The organism is Pseudomonas sp. MWU349, assembly GCF_017947325.1.
Lineage (GTDB): Bacteria > Pseudomonadota > Gammaproteobacteria > Pseudomonadales > Pseudomonadaceae > Aquipseudomonas > Aquipseudomonas protegens.
In genome coordinates this window covers 1180543-1195345 of record NZ_JAFEVP010000001.1, presented here as the reverse complement: position 1 = coordinate 1195345, position 14803 = coordinate 1180543, and the positions used below count along the sequence as shown (strand labels likewise).

At 63.8% G+C, this 14803-nt stretch carries 14 protein-coding genes and 1 pseudogene; 11 read left to right on the top strand and 4 right to left on the bottom strand.

What is annotated here, in order from left to right:
• Nucleotides 1-3: 3 nt before the first annotated feature.
• The 3 genes and pseudogenes from panC to KCG88_RS30875 all read left to right on the top strand — a co-directional run.
• A complete protein-coding gene (panC, locus tag KCG88_RS05225) occupies nt 4-864 on the top strand; it encodes a pantoate--beta-alanine ligase (RefSeq protein WP_047336845.1) in 861 nt (286 codons plus the stop codon).
• Between the two features lie 60 nt (nt 865-924).
• Nucleotides 925-1782, top strand: a complete 858-nt coding sequence (locus tag KCG88_RS05220) for a cache domain-containing protein (RefSeq protein ID WP_052959511.1) — start codon at nt 925-927, stop codon at nt 1780-1782.
• A 57-nt stretch (nt 1783-1839) separates the two neighbouring features.
• Nucleotides 1840-1976, top strand: a pseudogene (locus KCG88_RS30875) (DNA-binding protein); the annotation flags it as partial.
• 314 nt (nt 1977-2290) lie between these two features.
• Here the strand turns inward: KCG88_RS30875 and KCG88_RS05215 are convergent.
• Nucleotides 2291-2767: a hypothetical protein gene (locus KCG88_RS05215; RefSeq protein ID WP_210711897.1), complete on the bottom strand. Its 477-nt coding sequence runs from the start codon at nt 2765-2767 to the stop codon at nt 2291-2293.
• A 178-nt stretch (nt 2768-2945) separates the two neighbouring features.
• Here KCG88_RS05215 and KCG88_RS05210 point away from each other — a divergent pair, with 178 nt between their 5' ends.
• Nucleotides 2946-3545: an MliC family protein gene (locus tag KCG88_RS05210; RefSeq protein ID WP_210711896.1), complete on the top strand. Its 600-nt coding sequence runs from the start codon at nt 2946-2948 to the stop codon at nt 3543-3545.
• A gap of 48 nt (nt 3546-3593) precedes the next feature.
• On the opposite strand, the gene KCG88_RS05205 is transcribed toward KCG88_RS05210, so the two are convergent.
• Nucleotides 3594-4427, bottom strand: a complete 834-nt coding sequence (locus KCG88_RS05205) for an enoyl-CoA hydratase-related protein (RefSeq protein ID WP_047286538.1) — start codon at nt 4425-4427, stop codon at nt 3594-3596.
• Nucleotides 4428-4658: 231 nt separating this feature from the next.
• Here KCG88_RS05205 and KCG88_RS05200 point away from each other — a divergent pair, with 231 nt between their 5' ends.
• The 5 genes from KCG88_RS05200 to KCG88_RS05180 all read left to right on the top strand — a co-directional run bounded on the left by KCG88_RS05200 (nt 4659) and on the right by KCG88_RS05180 (nt 7983).
• A complete protein-coding gene (locus KCG88_RS05200) occupies nt 4659-5468 on the top strand; it encodes an AraC family transcriptional regulator (RefSeq protein ID WP_210711895.1) in 810 nt (269 codons plus the stop codon).
• Between the two features lie 84 nt (nt 5469-5552).
• Complete coding sequence (locus tag KCG88_RS05195) at nt 5553-6188, top strand: LysE family translocator (protein ID WP_210712134.1); 636 nt, start codon at nt 5553-5555, stop codon at nt 6186-6188.
• A gap of 158 nt (nt 6189-6346) precedes the next feature.
• Nucleotides 6347-6763, top strand: coding sequence for an NUDIX domain-containing protein (locus KCG88_RS05190; RefSeq protein ID WP_210711894.1), 417 nt, complete (start codon nt 6347-6349; stop codon nt 6761-6763).
• Between the two features lie 135 nt (nt 6764-6898).
• Nucleotides 6899-7504 carry an SCO family protein gene (locus KCG88_RS05185; protein ID WP_011061312.1) on the top strand — a complete coding sequence of 202 codons (606 nt, stop codon included), beginning with the start codon at nt 6899-6901 and terminating at the stop codon, nt 7502-7504.
• Nucleotides 7504-7983 carry a copper chaperone PCu(A)C gene (locus KCG88_RS05180; RefSeq protein ID WP_047286543.1) on the top strand — a complete coding sequence of 160 codons (480 nt, stop codon included), beginning with the start codon at nt 7504-7506 and terminating at the stop codon, nt 7981-7983. The genes KCG88_RS05185 and KCG88_RS05180 overlap by 1 nt, the downstream gene beginning before the upstream one ends.
• A gap of 41 nt (nt 7984-8024) precedes the next feature.
• Here the strand turns inward: KCG88_RS05180 and KCG88_RS05175 are convergent, their stop codons facing one another.
• A complete protein-coding gene (locus KCG88_RS05175) occupies nt 8025-8648 on the bottom strand; it encodes a class I SAM-dependent methyltransferase (RefSeq protein ID WP_047336850.1) in 624 nt (207 codons plus the stop codon).
• A 71-nt stretch (nt 8649-8719) separates the two neighbouring features.
• A complete protein-coding gene (locus tag KCG88_RS05170; protein ID WP_011061315.1) occupies nt 8720-9637 on the bottom strand; it encodes a LysR family transcriptional regulator in 918 nt (305 codons plus the stop codon).
• 162 nt (nt 9638-9799) lie between these two features.
• On the opposite strand from KCG88_RS05170, the gene KCG88_RS05165 reads away from it, so the two are divergent.
• A complete protein-coding gene (locus tag KCG88_RS05165) occupies nt 9800-11491 on the top strand; it encodes an AMP-binding protein (RefSeq protein ID WP_210711893.1) in 1692 nt (563 codons plus the stop codon).
• Nucleotides 11492-11522: 31 nt separating this feature from the next.
• The gene (locus KCG88_RS05160) at nt 11523-14795 is read left to right on the top strand and encodes a carboxyl transferase domain-containing protein (protein ID WP_210711892.1); all 3273 of its coding nucleotides are present in this window, start codon (nt 11523-11525) and stop codon (nt 14793-14795) included.
• Nucleotides 14796-14803: the final 8 nt, after the last annotated feature.

Below are 14803 nucleotides of genomic sequence, written 5' to 3'. Positions count from 1 at the left end.
GCGGTGCTGACAGTCGATACGGTTGGCGCGCTGCGTGCGCTCGTGGCCCGTGCCCGGGGTGAAGGAAAGAAAATCGCGCTGGTGCCGACCATGGGCAACTTGCATGACGGCCACATCACCTTGATTCATTGCGCACGGCAGCACGCTGATTTTGTCGTTGCGAGCCTCTTCGTCAATCCGCTGCAGTTCGGCGTGAATGAAGACCTGGCCAGCTATCCGCGAACGCCGGATGCCGATCGCGAGAAGCTAGTCGACGCCGGCTGTGATGTGCTGTTCGCACCGACGGTCGAGCAGGTCTATCCGAACGGTTTGCATAGCCAGACTCTGGTCAGCGTGCCAGGCGTATCCGAAGGGCTTTGCGGTGCGGTACGCCCTGGTCACTTCGATGGCATGGCCACGGTCGTCCTCAAGCTGCTGAACATGGTGCAGCCGGACATGGCAGTCTTCGGGGAGAAGGACTACCAGCAACTGGCCGTCATTCGCTCGATGGTCAGGGATCTCAATATGGCGATCGATATCGTCGCGGCCCCCACGGTCCGGGCCGCCGATGGGTTGGCGTTGTCGTCACGCAATGGCTATCTGGGGGACCGGGAGCGTACGGCTGCGCCGATCCTTTACGCCTGTCTGAAGAAGATGGCCGCGTCTATCCGGCTCGAGAAACGGGTGGTCGAGCGTCAGTTGATTGAGTGTCATCACCATATAAGCAACGCCGGTTTTCAGCTGGAATATTTTGAGGTCCGCAATGCCGAGGATCTGCATCCTGTGACCAATGCCGATGCCCATTTTGTGATCCTGGTGGCGGCGCGCATCGGTAACACGCGGCTCATTGACAACCTGACGGTGGACTTACGCCCGAGTGACTGAGACACGGACCATCCGCGTTGCCATCGCAGCATTGGAAAGATCACCAGAGGAATAACAATAATGAGCCTTCATCGAGCTTTCGCCGTTCTGTGCCTGTGCCTTGTTTCCTTTGTCACCGTGGCCCAGCCAACGCCCGCGGATGCGTACAGTACTGACACCCAGCGCGCCAATGGGTTACTGACGAAGGCGGTCGCCGAGTACAACGCCAAGGGCGACGCCGCCCTGGCCGAGTTCAGTCGGCAGGGCGCCTATGTCGATGGCGAGCTGTACATCTACGTGGTCGATACCACCGGGGTGATGCTCGCCAGCGGCGGACCTTCGGTTTCGCTGGTCGGCAAGCCGGTGGTCAGCGTCCTCGATGACGACCTCAAAGCGGTATTCCAGCAAGCCATTTCGCAGCCAGAGGATGGCGTCGTGCATAGCGCCGAATACCGCTGGTGGAATTGGCAACACGCCAAGGTCGAGCGCAAGCGCGTGTTCTACCAGCGCGTGAAAGACAGGGTGATTGCCGTGGGTTACTACATGCCGCGGTCCAGCCCTGAACAGGCGCAGGCGCTGCTACGGCAGATTTCGGAACAGCTTGCCAGCGATGCGAAAACCACCCTCGGCCTCATTAATCAACACGATAAACGACTCACCCAGGATGACCTGTACGCGTTTGTCGTGGACCTGAAAACCCGGCGGTTCGTCGCTCACGGGTTTTCACCCCGACTGGTCGGCACCGATTTCAAATCATTGCGCTCAACCGACGGCAAGCCGATTGGTGAAGACATCCTCAAGCAGATGAGCACCCATGAGACAGCCGAGATTGCGTACCTGTGGCGCAACCCAATCACCGGGCAGAACGAATACAAACGCACCTTCCTGCAGCGGGTGAACGGTTACGTGGTGGCCGTGGGCTGCTATGCCATCAAGTAAATCGAGCCGGCGCTCACACTAAGGAACGATCTTGGCTTATATGGCGGAGGGCAGGGCATGGTGGTAGCCGTACCGGAAACGACGTGTTTGCCGGCGGATGCGGTGCTGCCGCGTGGTGAGCGGCCTACAGTGGCACGCGTACGTCTGGATTTAGGTCGCGGGAATCCGGCGCGGGTTTGCGGCTGCTCGATCAACGTGGGACGCGCCTAACCGAGCGACAGCGCTTATTCGGTAGGTTTACGCGGCCTGATAGCTGATGTACGCCCTTGACGATCATGAGAAACCATTGGGTGGTGCAAGTACAATCTGCAAGCTACAGATGGAGGGCTAAGGCGGGAACTGGCAGAAAATCACAGTGGGCGGCGTTACGGTTTCCAAGTAAACGGTGTGCAGGAAGCCCATGAGGGGCTCGTTGTCCGGCTTTATGCTATTTAACATAATATACATTATGCGAATCTTCGTATGTAGATGCGGGAGCCGAGGGTGGTTAGATTGGGCTTAAGAACAGTCACGAAAATGAAGAACCCTTTTGAGCTTCAAAATTACCGCTCTTCAAAATGGGTTCTAGATAATCCTGGTATTCCTGCCATGTGCTGAATACCTCAACCTCGACAGACGGAGCCTCTGGCTCTCCAGTTAGCTTGGCCAAAAAAACTCCACCACCAAGATTCAGTGCCTGACGAACCTTTTCGCCTAGGGAATGACGCGACAACAGGTAACCCAGCGCAGCAAGACCCAACACTGAACCCTTTTGTGCAGCGGAGGCTTTGAGTAAAGGATCGACCGGGATGTCAGAAAGAATCAGCATCAAAGCTTTCAAATGGTCGCTATCGGTATCAAACCCACCGGCAATCTCCTTGCCCATACGTACAGCATCAGCAGCACGAGATTTAGGGATCTCATTTTCATGAGCAAAGGCACCATACGACGTCAGTATGATCGACCCAACAGATGGAGGGTGTTTCGGGTAGTGGCGGTTTTGCATAAACAGCTTCCTTGAGATTTGCCTGTCGATCATAGCCGGTTTCGGCACGCAGACCGCCTAGATCGGGGCTCAAATTAGCTGTGAAACCACCCTCTTTACCTTGATTTTAATAACAATGAGGTATAACTAAACTAAATGAATATTTAGTTTAGTTATATTGGATAGTCAGGAGTTACTCATGATCTTTCCCCTTCGAACAATGGTGAGCAGTGTCGCTTTATCGGCCCTGCTGGCCACTTCTCTGGCAACGGCCGAACAAGGTCCTTCATTCAACTGCAGTGAGAAGATGACCGGGTCGATAACCGCACTGATCTGCCAGAACCCTGGTCTCGCGGCACTGGACCGCAAGTTGGCCACTATTTATCGCGACGCCCTGAAGAATGCCGGCAAGCGCGGCAATGTGCTCAAGGCCGAACAGCGTGGCTGGATCAAGGGCCGCGACGAGTGCTGGAAGACCGATGATCAGCAAGCCTGCGTGGCTGATAGCTATCGTCGGCGCATCGTCGAACTGCAGACGGGTTATGGGCTGGTCACCTCCTCCGCTGCGGTCATGTTCGATTGCGCGAGCAATGGCCGTATCAGTGTCACCTTCTTCCAGACCGAACCGCCCTCCCTCACTGCCTTATATAAAGGCCGGCAATCGCTGATGCTGGAGGCCAGCTCTGCCAGCGGCTCACGTTACCTAGGGCAGAACGAGAGCTTTTGGGAGCACCAGGGTAAGGCCGCTGTCACTTGGGGCCATGGGGCTAAAGAGATGATCTGCAAGAAAGCAGGTTGAGCCCTGGCGTCTGCGCCGCATTGGGTGCAGGCCGCCAAGTCCTGGGGGTTAGTTCCTGACAATACCCGGCGTCCCGGGCGACTGCTGGCTGGTTCTATCCGGATGATCGCGTTCGATGAACCGGCGCAACCCTTCCTGGGTTTCCGGTTGATGGATCGAGCGATTGAAGCATTGCGCTTCGATCTTCAAGCCCTCCGCCAATGGCAAGCCATAGCCGCGCACGGCCGCTTCCTTGTCCGAACGCATTGCCGGTTGCGGCAGGCCGGCCAGGACATGGGCCAGCTCCAGTGCCCGTTTCAGGGAGCGCCCACTGGGTACTATTTCGTTGACCAGGCCGATGCGGTAGGCCTCCTGGGCGTCGATCACCTTGCCCGTGAGAATCAGTTCCATGGCCCGGCCCATGCCGATGATCCGTGGCAGGCGCTGGGTGCCGCCATCCGCCAGGCCGATGTTCCAGCGCCGGCAGGTAACGCCGAACGAGGCGTGTTCTTCAGCGATGCGGATATCGGCAAAACAGGCCCACTCCAGGCCACCGGCATAGGCCACGCCGTTGACCGCGGCAATGATCGGCTTGTAGATCTCGGTCCAGCGACTGGGGCCGATGATGCCCGGGCGTTCGCCACGGTCGTGGGCTGCCATTTCCTCGGCGCTGCTGGGCACCAGTTGCGCGGCCGCCTTGAGATCGCCGCCGGCGCAGAAGGCTCGGTCGCCGGTACCGGTGATGATTGCCACCAGGGCGTTGTCATCCTCGCGAAAGCGCGTCCAGGCCTCGATCAGCTCGCGGTGGGTGACGGGGCCGATGCAGTTGCGCTGCTCGGGACGATTGAAACGGATGATCACCACGGGCCCGGACTGCTCGTAGGCTATTTCGCTGAATGTCATAAACGCTCCTGTTTATGGATGTCCTTCGATGAAGCCCTTTCGAAGTCCAGTATAGGAAGTACCGAAAGTGGAGCCATACCGATTGGCGTGTTCACAACCATCCAACCTTTCCTCTCCTCAGCCGAGCCTCTTACGGGGCGGCCTTCACCGCTGTGGCTTGACTGACAGGAGGCCTGTTAGGCTGTTCCCCCCTGCCGCCCCAGCGGTGTTCTCCTGCTTCGGAATCACAGCATGTCCTCCACCGCCCAATTCTGGCGCGACCCGAACCTGCCCTACGTCGAAAGCCGCAGGGCCTGTGACAGCCGCGCCAACTACAAGGCCCACAGCCATCCGACGGTGTCCATCGGTGCCGTGGACCGGGGCGTCAGTGTGTTCAGCGGTGGCGCCCAGGGCCCGACCCGGATCCAGGCTGGCAGCGTGGTGTTTGTCCCGGCCGATTGCGCCCATGCCTGCAATCCCCTGCCCGACAGCGCCTGGAGTTACCAGATGCTGCACTTGGACCCGCGCTGGGTGGACGCTGTGCGCGAAGAAGCGCAGCAGCATGGGCCGGCGCTCCTGCCCCAGGTCGTGCTGAGCCACGACAGTGGCCTCTATCAGGCTTTTTGCCGGCTCAACCAGTTGTTGTTTTCCTGCGCCGGCTGGCAGGACAAGGAGGCCGCGCTGATCGAGTTCATCGGCGCCTTGGCCACCCGGGAGCAACCGGTGATTGCCCTGGCGGCCGATCCGGCCCGGGCCAGCGCAGGCGTGCGCCGGGTCATGGATTTGCTCCAACGTGATCCGCAGCAGACCGGGCCTCTGGAGTACTTGGCGGAACTGGCGGGAATCAGCCGCTACCAGTTGATCCGTGCCTTTCGCGCGGCCACCGGGATGACGCCCCATGCCTACCAGCTGAACCAGCGGATCATCCAGGCCCGCGCTTCGCTGCAGGCCGGGGAAGCGTCGGCTGCCCTGGCCCAGCGCCTGGGCTTTGCCGATCAGGCGCATTTTCAGCGAGTGTTCAAGGCTCATGTCGGCGTAACCCCGGGCCTGTACAAGGCCTGAGACCGCGCAATTTTCTTCAATACCCCGGCTTTCTCGACGCTGCAGACTTCCAGGCTTTCAAGTCACTGGAAGGCTCAACCCATGATTCAACAGTTCCTGCTGGTCGCCGCCGCGCACTTTCTAGCCCTGCTCTCCCCCGGCCCGGATTTCTTCCTGGTGGCACGCATGTCCATGGCCGCGGGGTGGCGATCAGCCACTGGTGCCTGCCTGGGCATCGCCCTGTCCAATGGTGCCTTTATCGTCCTGGCGTTTGCCGGGGTCTCGGTGTTTCGGGCAGGTAGCCCGCTGTTCCTAGCGATCCAGTTGGCCGGGTGCGGCTACCTGCTTTATATGGGCTGGCTGTTTATCCGCCACGCCGGCGCCAGTTCACTGGCCGCGGTGGACGGCAACGGCGAAGCCCGGCCGCTGGGCCGGGCTACCTGGTGGCGTGGCCTGGGCATGGGCTTTCTCTCCGGCATCCTCAACCCCAAGAACGCCCTGTTCTATGTCAGCCTGGCGTCCCTGGTGGGGGCCCAGACCAGTGCCGGCTGGAAGCTGGTCTATGGCTTGTGGATGTTCAGCGCCGTGCTGTTGTGGGACGTGCTGGTGGCCCTGGCCATCGGCAACCGCCGGGTGCGCGAGCGCTTTGCCCGGGCCCTGCCCTGGCTGGAACGGGGCACCGGGGTGGTGCTGATCCTGCTGGCGCTGCTGGTGATCGGCGCCACGGTGTGGCGTCACTGAGCCACGCCCCGGGCAGTGACTTCCAACTGTCATTACAAATAAACAACAAAGCAATAATCTGCCGAAAGCGCCGCTGCCGATATTGTCGCAACGGTGAACGGGCCTGCCGGGCATTGCCCGGTATCTGCCCCGCCGAAACACTGCAAGGAGGACCTGCCATGCAACAACAGCCACGCCTGGGGTGCGGTGTCGCGATTGTCCGGGACGGCCAGCTGCTGCTGGTCAAACGTCTGCGCGACCCGGAAGCCGGTTGCTGGGGCCTGCCCGGAGGCAAGGTCGACTGGCTGGAACCGGTGGAACAGGCCATGCGCCGGGAAATCCACGAAGAACTGGGGCTGACCCTGCAAGGCGTAAGCCTGTTGTGCGTGGTCGACCAGATCGACCCGCAGCGCCAGGAGCACTGGGTATCACCGGTGTACCTGGCCTCGGCCCCGACGATGCCGGCGCGCAATTGCGAGCCTCACAAGCACAGCGATGTGGCCTGGTTCGAGCTCGACCGCCTGCCCCAACCCCTGACCCAGGCCACCCGCAGCGCGGTGCGCGCCCTGGTGCAGATGGCCGCCCTGGAAAGCTGAGCAGCCACGCCCCGGCCCTTCCCGACCTGCGACCGATGGCCGCAGGCATTGGTCTAATTAGCCCGCCGCCGCTTTCGTCTGTTTGTTACCATGCGCGGGTTTTTGCCTGTCTGGCTGTTCAAAGGGCGTTATTTCATGAGTGTTCTGCTGACTCGCCGCACCCTGCTCACCAGCGCCGGAGTGCTCGGCCTGGGCCTGCTTGCCGGTTGCGACAACAGTCCCCGACTGTCCTTCAAATACGGCAAGGACCTGAGTAATCAGATTCTTGGCCGCACCTTCAAACTCACCGATTCCCAGGGCGAAACCAAGTCGCTGTCCAGCTACCGCGGTCTGATGCCGATGATTTTCTTCGGCTTCACCCAATGCCCGGCCGTGTGCCCCACCACCCTGGCCCGCGCGGCCCAGGCCAAGAAGCTGATGGGCCGCGATGGCGATCGCCTGCAAGTGGTGTTCATCACCCTGGACCCGGAGCGCGACACCCCAGAAGTGCTGGACGCCTACGTCAAGTCCTTCGACCCCAGCTTCGAGGCGCTGTACGGCACCCTGGAGCAGACCGCTGCCACCGCCAAGGAATTCGGCGTGTTCTACGAAAAGATCCCCAGCGGCTCGACCTACACCCTGTCCCACACCGCCACCAGTTTTGTTTTCGACTCCCGGGGCACCTTGCGCCTGGGGCTTTCCCAGTCCCTTACCGCCCAAGAGTGCGCGGAAGACCTGCTCACCGTCATGGAGGTTTGTTAATGCATTCCCTACAGCGCCCATCCCGTCTCAAAGCTGCCCTGCTGCTGGTTTCCCTGCTGGGCCTGGGTGGCACCGCCAGCGCCGCGACCCAAGTGGAGAACGCCTGGGTTCGCGCCACCGTAGCCGGCCAGCACGCCAGCGGCGCCTTCATGGACCTCACCGCCAGCAGCGACAGCAAGCTGGTTGAGGTGCAATCGCCAGTGGCCAAGAACGTGCAGATCCACCAGTCGAGCATGCACAACGACGTGATGAGCATGCAGCAAGTGGACGCCGTGGCCCTGCCGGCCGGGCAGAAGGTCAGCCTGGACACCCACGGCTATCACGTGATGCTCATGGAGCTCACCGGCCAGATCAAGGCCGGCGACAAAGTGCCCCTGACCCTGACCGTGGAAAACGCCAAGGGCGAGAAGGAAATCATCGAGGTCCAAGCCCAAGCCCGAGCGCTGAATGCGCCGGACCACAGCATGATGAAGCACTGACAGCACCCTGAAGAAAAACCGGCCCTTGGGCCGGTTTTTTTTCATCCCCAGTCAATCGCCCGCGCCAGCCAAACGGTGAACCCGCAGCAGTCCGGGTCTTCGCTGATGTGCTGCACCACCTCAAAACCATGGGTGTCGAGCAAGGTGCAGTATTCCCCCGGGGAGAGGCTGGCGTGGTACAGGTCTTGGCCCTCGAATTCGCCGATGGCTTCTCCTGCCTCAGGGCCGCTGGTGAACATCAGGGCGCAGCCCGGGCCGGCGTGGCGTTCGAAAACGGCGAACATGGCGCGCTGATCGTCCGGGCAGAGGTGGAACAGGCTGTTCCAGGCGAGGATGCCGGCAAAATCCTGGTCCAGGGCCAGGCTGCGCATGTCAGCGTGGATCCATTGCTGCCCGGCAAAGCGCTGGCGGCACTGGTCCAGCAAGGTGGCAGAGCTGTCGACGCCGGTGACTGCGCATTGGTGTTCGATCAGGTAGCGCGCCATCGGCTCGCCACCTCCGCACCCCAGGTCCAGCACCTGGCCACCCTGCCCCATGACCCGGCGAAAGCGCTCCAGCCATACCTGCTCTCCCTCGAAGGCCTCGGGGTTGGCCCTGCGACGCTGGTCCCAGGCGCGAGCATGACGCTGGTACAGATCGACGATATGCCGGGCGGACTCGTGCATCCACAGGTTTCCTTGTGCGTGTGTGGCCGCAAATTACAGCACAACGGCGCTTGGGCCGGGCGTCAAACCGTTCAACTGCGCCCTGCCAGCTCCAGCAACTGCCCGCGCAGCCAGCGGTTGGCCGACTCGTTCTGCACTTGCTTGCTCCAGTACAGGTTGAGGCAGACCTCGGGCAGGGTCAGGGGCATGTCGAGAATCCGGTTGCCCAGCCCGGCGTTGATCAACTGCGCATTGTTGCGGGTCAGGGTCAGCAGGCCATCGCCCTGGGCCACCAGTTGCGCGGCGGTGAGAAAGTGCTGGCAGTGCTGGCGGATGCGCCGTACCACCCCCAGGTGCCCCAGGGCCAGGTCTTCGACGCAGATGCCCCGGCGCCTGGAGGTTACCGCCACATGCTCGGCCGCCAGGTAGCGTTCCACCGTCAGTTCGCCGCTGAAGCCGGGGCCGGCCATCACGCAGAAGGAATCCTGCAGCAGCAGTTGCTGTTGCAGTTGCGGGTCGGTGAGCCGCGACAGTTCGATGGCCAGGTCAATGCGCCCGGCAATCATCTCCAGCTTCAGGTCGGCCCAGTGCACGCTGGTGCTGCGCACTTCCAGGTGCGGGGCAACACGGTTCAGGTGCGCCAGGATCAAGGGCAGGATCACCGGCTCCAGTTGCTCCGGCATGTTCAGGGTGAAACGACGGCGGTCCCGCAACGGGTCGAAGGCCTGGGCCGGGTTGAGGCTGCGGCGCAGACCGCTGAGGGCATCCTGGATCCCCGGGGCCAGTTGCTTGGCCAGCGGCGTGGGGGCCACGCCATAGCCTTCGCGGACGAACAGCGGGTCGTCCAGCTGGGCGCGCAGGCGCGCCAGGGCGTGACTGATGGCCGACTGGCTCAGGTGCAGCACCGAGGCGGCGCGGGTCAGGTTGCGCTCCTGGTACACCACCTCGAAGACCCGGAACAGGTTCAGGTCCAGGCGGCTCAGCCCCGACCATTCATGCGGTGAGTTCATGGTTGTGCCCTCGCAGTCTCTACCCGCAGCAGGCTAGCAGCGGGCCGGCGCCGGCAGAACCATGTAGCGCATTCATGAATCTCGATGAATAACCGTCGGTTCTGTGGTGCCCCAGGCGCTGCCTAAGATGGCCACGCCGATAACAACAATTCAGGAGGCACCATGGACCTTGCGGCCTATCAGCAGCACCTTCACGCCCTGCAGCAGGCCGCCTGGCCCGAAGGCGCGCCGCGTACCCCGCAGTACCCCCTGGGCCAGCAGCCCCTCACCGAATACCTGCGGGCCTGGGCGCAGTCGCAAGCCAGTGCCGTGGCCCTGGACTTCTATGGCTATCCGTTGAGCTTTGCCGAACTGGACCGGCTGTCCGACCGGTGCGCCGCCTTGCTCGGCGAGCTGGGAATCGGCCCCGGGGACCGGGTGGCGGTGTACCTGCCCAACTGCCCGCAATTGCATATCGGCTTCTGGGGCATTCTCAAGTGCGGCGCCGTGTACGCGCCGGTCAGCCCCCTGGCGCGCACCCTGGAGCTGGAGTATCAGCTCAAGGACAGCGGCGCCCGGGTGATCCTGTGCTTCGACCAACTGCTGGATGTGGTGCAGGCGGTCAGCGACGCCTGCGAGTTGAGCGCGATCCTGGCCACCAGCCTCAGCGAGTTGTGCCCGGCCACCCCGAGCATTCCCCTGCCGGACCTGCTGCGCTCGCCCAAGCGCCTGGCCCCGGGGGTGATCGACTTTTTCCCCGCCCTGGAGGCCTGTCGCGCCGCTACCCCGGCCCACCGTCCTGCCCTGGGCGATATGGCCGCGCTGAACTACACCGGTGGCACCACCGGCATGCCCAAGGGCTGCATCCATAGCCACGGCGACATGCTCTACACCTGCGCCAGCTTCGTGCCGGTGGCCTTGGGCCTCAGGCAGGACAGCGTGCTGCTCAATTTCCTTCCCGAGTTCTGGATCGCCGGGGAAAACGCCGGCCTGCTGTTTCCCATCTACGCCGGCTGCCGCCTGGTGCTGCTGGCGCGCTGGGACGTCCTGGGTTTCATGGCCGCGGTGGCGCACTACCGGGTCAGCCATTGCGGGATGCTGGTGGACAGCGCCGCCGAAGTGCTGGAGCACCCAAGCGTCGCCGACTACGACCTGAGCTCCCTGAAGGCCACCGGCTGCATCTCCTTCGTCAAGAAGCTCACCCCGGACTATCGCCAGCGCTGGCTCGCGCAAACCGGCTGCACCCTGTTCGAGTTCAGCTACGGCATGACCGAAACCCACACCTGCGACACCTTCACCGCCGGGCTGCAGACCGACGACTTCGACCTCAAAAGCGCGCCAACCTTCGTCGGCCTGCCGGTGCCAGGCACCGAGTTCAAGGTCTGCGACTTCGACAGCGGCGCCCTGTTGCCCCTGGGCTCCGAGGGCGAGTTGTGCGTGCGCAGCCCTTCCCTGCTGCAGGGTTACTGGCAGCGCCCGGAGGAATCCGCGGCGGCCCTGCGCGACGGCTGGCTGCACACCGGCGACCTGGGGCAGATCACCGAACAGGGGTTTATCCGCTACCTGGGCCGGCGCAAGGAAATGCTCAAGGTCAATGGCATGAGCGTGTTTCCCAGCGAGCTGGAGGCGCTGTTCGGCCAGCACCCGCAGGTGCTGGCCAGCGCAGTGATCGGCCGCGCCGATGAACATCGGGGCCAGCAGCCGGTGGCCTTCGTTGTGCTCAAGCCCGATGCGCCCCAGGACCCGCAGGCCCTGGCGGCCTGGTGCCAGGAGGTGATGGCCGCCTACAAGGTGCCGCAGATCCGCCTGGTGGCCAGCCTGCCCATGACCGCCACCGGCAAGGTCAAGAAAAACGAGCTGGAACAACAGCTCTGACCCCCTCCTTTTCAGCATTGCGAGAATTGCCATGTTCCAGAGTCTGTTGATTGCCAATCGCGGCGAGATCGCCATCCGTATTGCCCGGGCCTGCGCCGACCTGGGAATTCGCAGCGTCGCGGTATTCGCCGAGGACGACGCCGCCAGCCTGCACACGCGCAAGGCCGATCTGGCCCTGCCCCTCAAGGGCCGCGGGGTGGCGGCCTACCTCGACCGCCAGCAACTGATCGCCCTGGCCCTGGAACAGGGCTGCCAGGCTATTCACCCGGGCTACGGCTTTCTCGCGGAGGACCCCGACTTTGCCCGGGGCTGCCTGGAAGCCGGGCTGAACCTGATCGGCCCCGGCCCCGAGGTGCTGCAGCTGTTTGGCGACAAGGCCGCGGCCCGTGCCCTGGCCGAAGATTGCGGGGTGCCCTTGCTGGAGGGCATCAACCGAGCAGCCAGCCTGGAACAGGCCGCAGCCTTCCTCGAACGCCATGGCGCAGTGATGCTCAAGGCCCTGGCCGGCGGCGGTGGCCGGGGCATGCGCGCGGTCACCGAGGCCGGGCAACTGCAGCAAGCGTTCATTCGTTGCCAGTCCGAAGCCCAGGCGGCCTTCGGCAATGGCGCGCTGTATGTCGAACAACTGCTGCAGCGGGCGCGGCACATCGAGATCCAGGTGTTGGGAGACGGCAGCGGCGCGGTCAGCCACCTGTGGGAGCGCGATTGCAGCCTGCAGCGCCGGCACCAGAAGCTGGTGGAAATCGCCCCCAGCCCGGACCTTGCCCCGCAGTTGCGCCAGCAGTTGATCGACGCCGCCCTGGCCCTGGCCGCGCGAGTGCGTTACCAGGGCATCGGTACCTTCGAATTCCTTCTCGACCAGGAACACCCGGGGCGCTTCTATTTCATGGAGGCCAACCCAAGGATCCAGGTGGAGCACACGGTGACCGAGGCCATCACCGGCGTCGATCTGCTGCACACCCAACTGCGCCTTGCCACGGGCGCCTCCCTGGCCAGCCTGGGCCTGAGCCGGCCACCAGAGCCCCAAGGCTTTGCCGTGCAGGCGCGGATCAACCTGGAACAACCCCTGGCCGATGGCGGCACGGGGCCGGTGGCCGGCACCCTCAGCGCCTATGAAGCCCCCAGCGGGCCCGGGCTGCGGGTCGACGGCTACGGCTATGCCGGTTACCCAGTGAACCCCGGCTATGACTCACTGCTGGCCAAGCTGATCGCCCAGGGTGCGGATTTTTCCGCGGCCCTGGGCCGGGCCTATCGTGGGCTTTGCGAGTTTCGCCTGGAGGGCGTGCCGAGCAACCTGGGGCTGCTGTTGAACCTGTTGCGCCATCCGGCGGTGGTGGACTATCAGGTGGACACCAGGTTCGTCGAAGCCCATTGGGCCCAGTTGCTGCAAGATTGCGCCGGGCAACATCGGCCGATGTTCTTTGCCCGGCAGGCTGCCCCTGCGCAGAGCACTCGCAGCGATGTCCAGGCGCCCCCGGACACGGCGGCGCTGAACGCCCCGAGCACCGGGGTGCTGGTCAGCCTGGAAGTGGCCGTGGGGGATGAGTTGCGGATTGGCCAGCGGGTTGCGGTGCTGGAAGCGATGAAGATGGAGTTCGAGGTCAAGGCGCAGTGCAGCGGTATCGTCCGGGCCCTGGCCGTCCAGGTTGGCGGGGCACTGGGCGAAGGCCAGCCCCTGCTGTTTCTGGAGCCGGCGGAGTTTGCCGACCAGGGCCAGCACAGCGAAGAGCAACTGGACCTGGAGCGGATTCGCGCCGACCTGGCCGAGGTCCGCGAACGCCATGCCTTGCTCGAAGATGCCCAGCGCCCGGAGGCGGTGGCCAAGCGTCGCCGCAACGGCCAGCGCACCGCCCGGGAGAACCTCGAACACCTGCTGGACCCGGGCAGTTTCATGGAATACGGCGCCATGGCCCTGGCCGCCCAAAGGCGTCGGCGCAGCGCCGAGGAATTGCAGGCCCTGAGCCCGGCGGATGGGCTGGTGGGAGGTATAGGTACGGTGAATGCCGGGCTGTTCGACGGCCAGGACGCCCGTTGCCTGGCCCTGGCCTACGACTACACGGTGTTCGCCGGCACCCAGGGGGTGATGAACCACAAGAAGACCGACCGCCTGCTGAGCCTGGCCCAGGAGTGGCGGCTGCCGGTGGTGCTGTTTGCCGAAGGCGGCGGTGGCCGACCCGGCGACAGCGACTTTGTCGGGGTCGCCGGCCTGGATTGCCATACCTTCGCCGCCATGGCCCGGCTGTCCGGCTGGGTGCCCACGGTGGGCATCGCCTCGGGGCGCTGCTTTGCCGGCAATGCCGCCCTGCTCGGCTGCTGCAATCTGATCATCGCCACCCACAACGCCAGCATCGGCATGGCCGGCCCGGCGATGATCGAAGGCGGCGGCCTGGGCAGCTTCACCCCGGAACAGGTAGGCCCGGTGTCGGTACAAGGCCCCAACGGAGTGATCGACGTGCTGGTGGCCGACGAAGCCGAGGCCGTACAGGTGGCCAAGCAGTACCTGAGCTATTTCCAGGGGCCGCTCAAGGACTGGCACTGCGCCGACCAGCGTGAGCTGCGACATTTGATTCCGGAAAACCGCCTGCGGGCCTACGACATCCGCCGGGTCATCGAGACCCTGGCCGACCGCGACAGCGTGCTGGAGTTGCGCCGGCAATTCGCCCCGGGGCTGATCACCGCACTGATCCGCATCGAAGGCCGGGCCTTCGGCCTGCTGGCCAACAACCCGGCAGTGCTGGGTGGGGCCATCGACGCCGCGGCCGGGGACAAGGCCGCACGTTTCATGCGCCTGTGCGAAGCCTTCGGCCTGCCGCTGGTGTCCCTGTGCGACACCCCGGGGTTCATGGTGGGGCCGGAGTCGGAGCAGCAGGCTACGGTGCGCCATGTGTCACGGATGTTTGTCAGTGCCGCCAGCCTCACGGTGCCGTTCTTCACCCTGGTGCTGCGCAAGGGCTACGGCCTGGGCGCGCAGGCCATGGCGGCGGGCAGTTTTCACAGCCCGTTGTTCACCGTCGCCTGGCCCAGCGCCGAATTCGGCGCCATGAGCCTGGAAGGTGCGGTGCGCCTGGGCTTCTCCAAGGAACTGGCGGCCCAGCCCGACCCACAGTCGCAACAGGCGCTGTTCGACAAACTGGTGGCCAAGGCCTACGCCCGGGGCAAGGCGCTGAACATGGCCAGCTACCTGGAGATCGACGCGGTGATCGACCCCCTGGAAAGCCGAGCGTGGCTGCTGCGTGGCCTGCAGGCCGCACCGCGCCCGGTGCCCTGGGCCGAGCGCGCCCAGGGTTTTGTCGATACCTGGTAGCCCTGCCC

Bases quoted from the DNA above. Each gene is read 5' to 3' on its own strand.
- KCG88_RS05170 (WP_011061315.1), bottom strand. From the start codon at position 9,637: ATGAACTCACCGCATGAATGGTCGGGGCTGAGCCGCCTGGACCTGAAC.
- KCG88_RS05210 (WP_210711896.1), top strand. From the start codon at position 2,946: ATGATCTTTCCCCTTCGAACAATGGTGAGCAGTGTCGCTTTATCGGCC.
- KCG88_RS05165 (WP_210711893.1), top strand. From the start codon at position 9,800: ATGGACCTTGCGGCCTATCAGCAGCACCTTCACGCCCTGCAGCAGGCC.
- KCG88_RS05200 (WP_210711895.1), top strand. From the start codon at position 4,659: ATGTCCTCCACCGCCCAATTCTGGCGCGACCCGAACCTGCCCTACGTC.
- KCG88_RS05180 (WP_047286543.1), top strand. From the start codon at position 7,504: ATGCATTCCCTACAGCGCCCATCCCGTCTCAAAGCTGCCCTGCTGCTG.
- KCG88_RS05175 (WP_047336850.1), bottom strand. From the start codon at position 8,648: ATGCACGAGTCCGCCCGGCATATCGTCGATCTGTACCAGCGTCATGCT.
- KCG88_RS05185 (WP_011061312.1), top strand. From the start codon at position 6,899: ATGAGTGTTCTGCTGACTCGCCGCACCCTGCTCACCAGCGCCGGAGTG.
- KCG88_RS05160 (WP_210711892.1), top strand. From the start codon at position 11,523: ATGTTCCAGAGTCTGTTGATTGCCAATCGCGGCGAGATCGCCATCCGT.
- KCG88_RS05205 (WP_047286538.1), bottom strand. From the start codon at position 4,427: ATGACATTCAGCGAAATAGCCTACGAGCAGTCCGGGCCCGTGGTGATC.
- KCG88_RS05215 (WP_210711897.1), bottom strand. From the start codon at position 2,767: ATGCAAAACCGCCACTACCCGAAACACCCTCCATCTGTTGGGTCGATC.
- KCG88_RS05190 (WP_210711894.1), top strand. From the start codon at position 6,347: ATGCAACAACAGCCACGCCTGGGGTGCGGTGTCGCGATTGTCCGGGAC.
- KCG88_RS05220 (WP_052959511.1), top strand. From the start codon at position 925: ATGAGCCTTCATCGAGCTTTCGCCGTTCTGTGCCTGTGCCTTGTTTCC.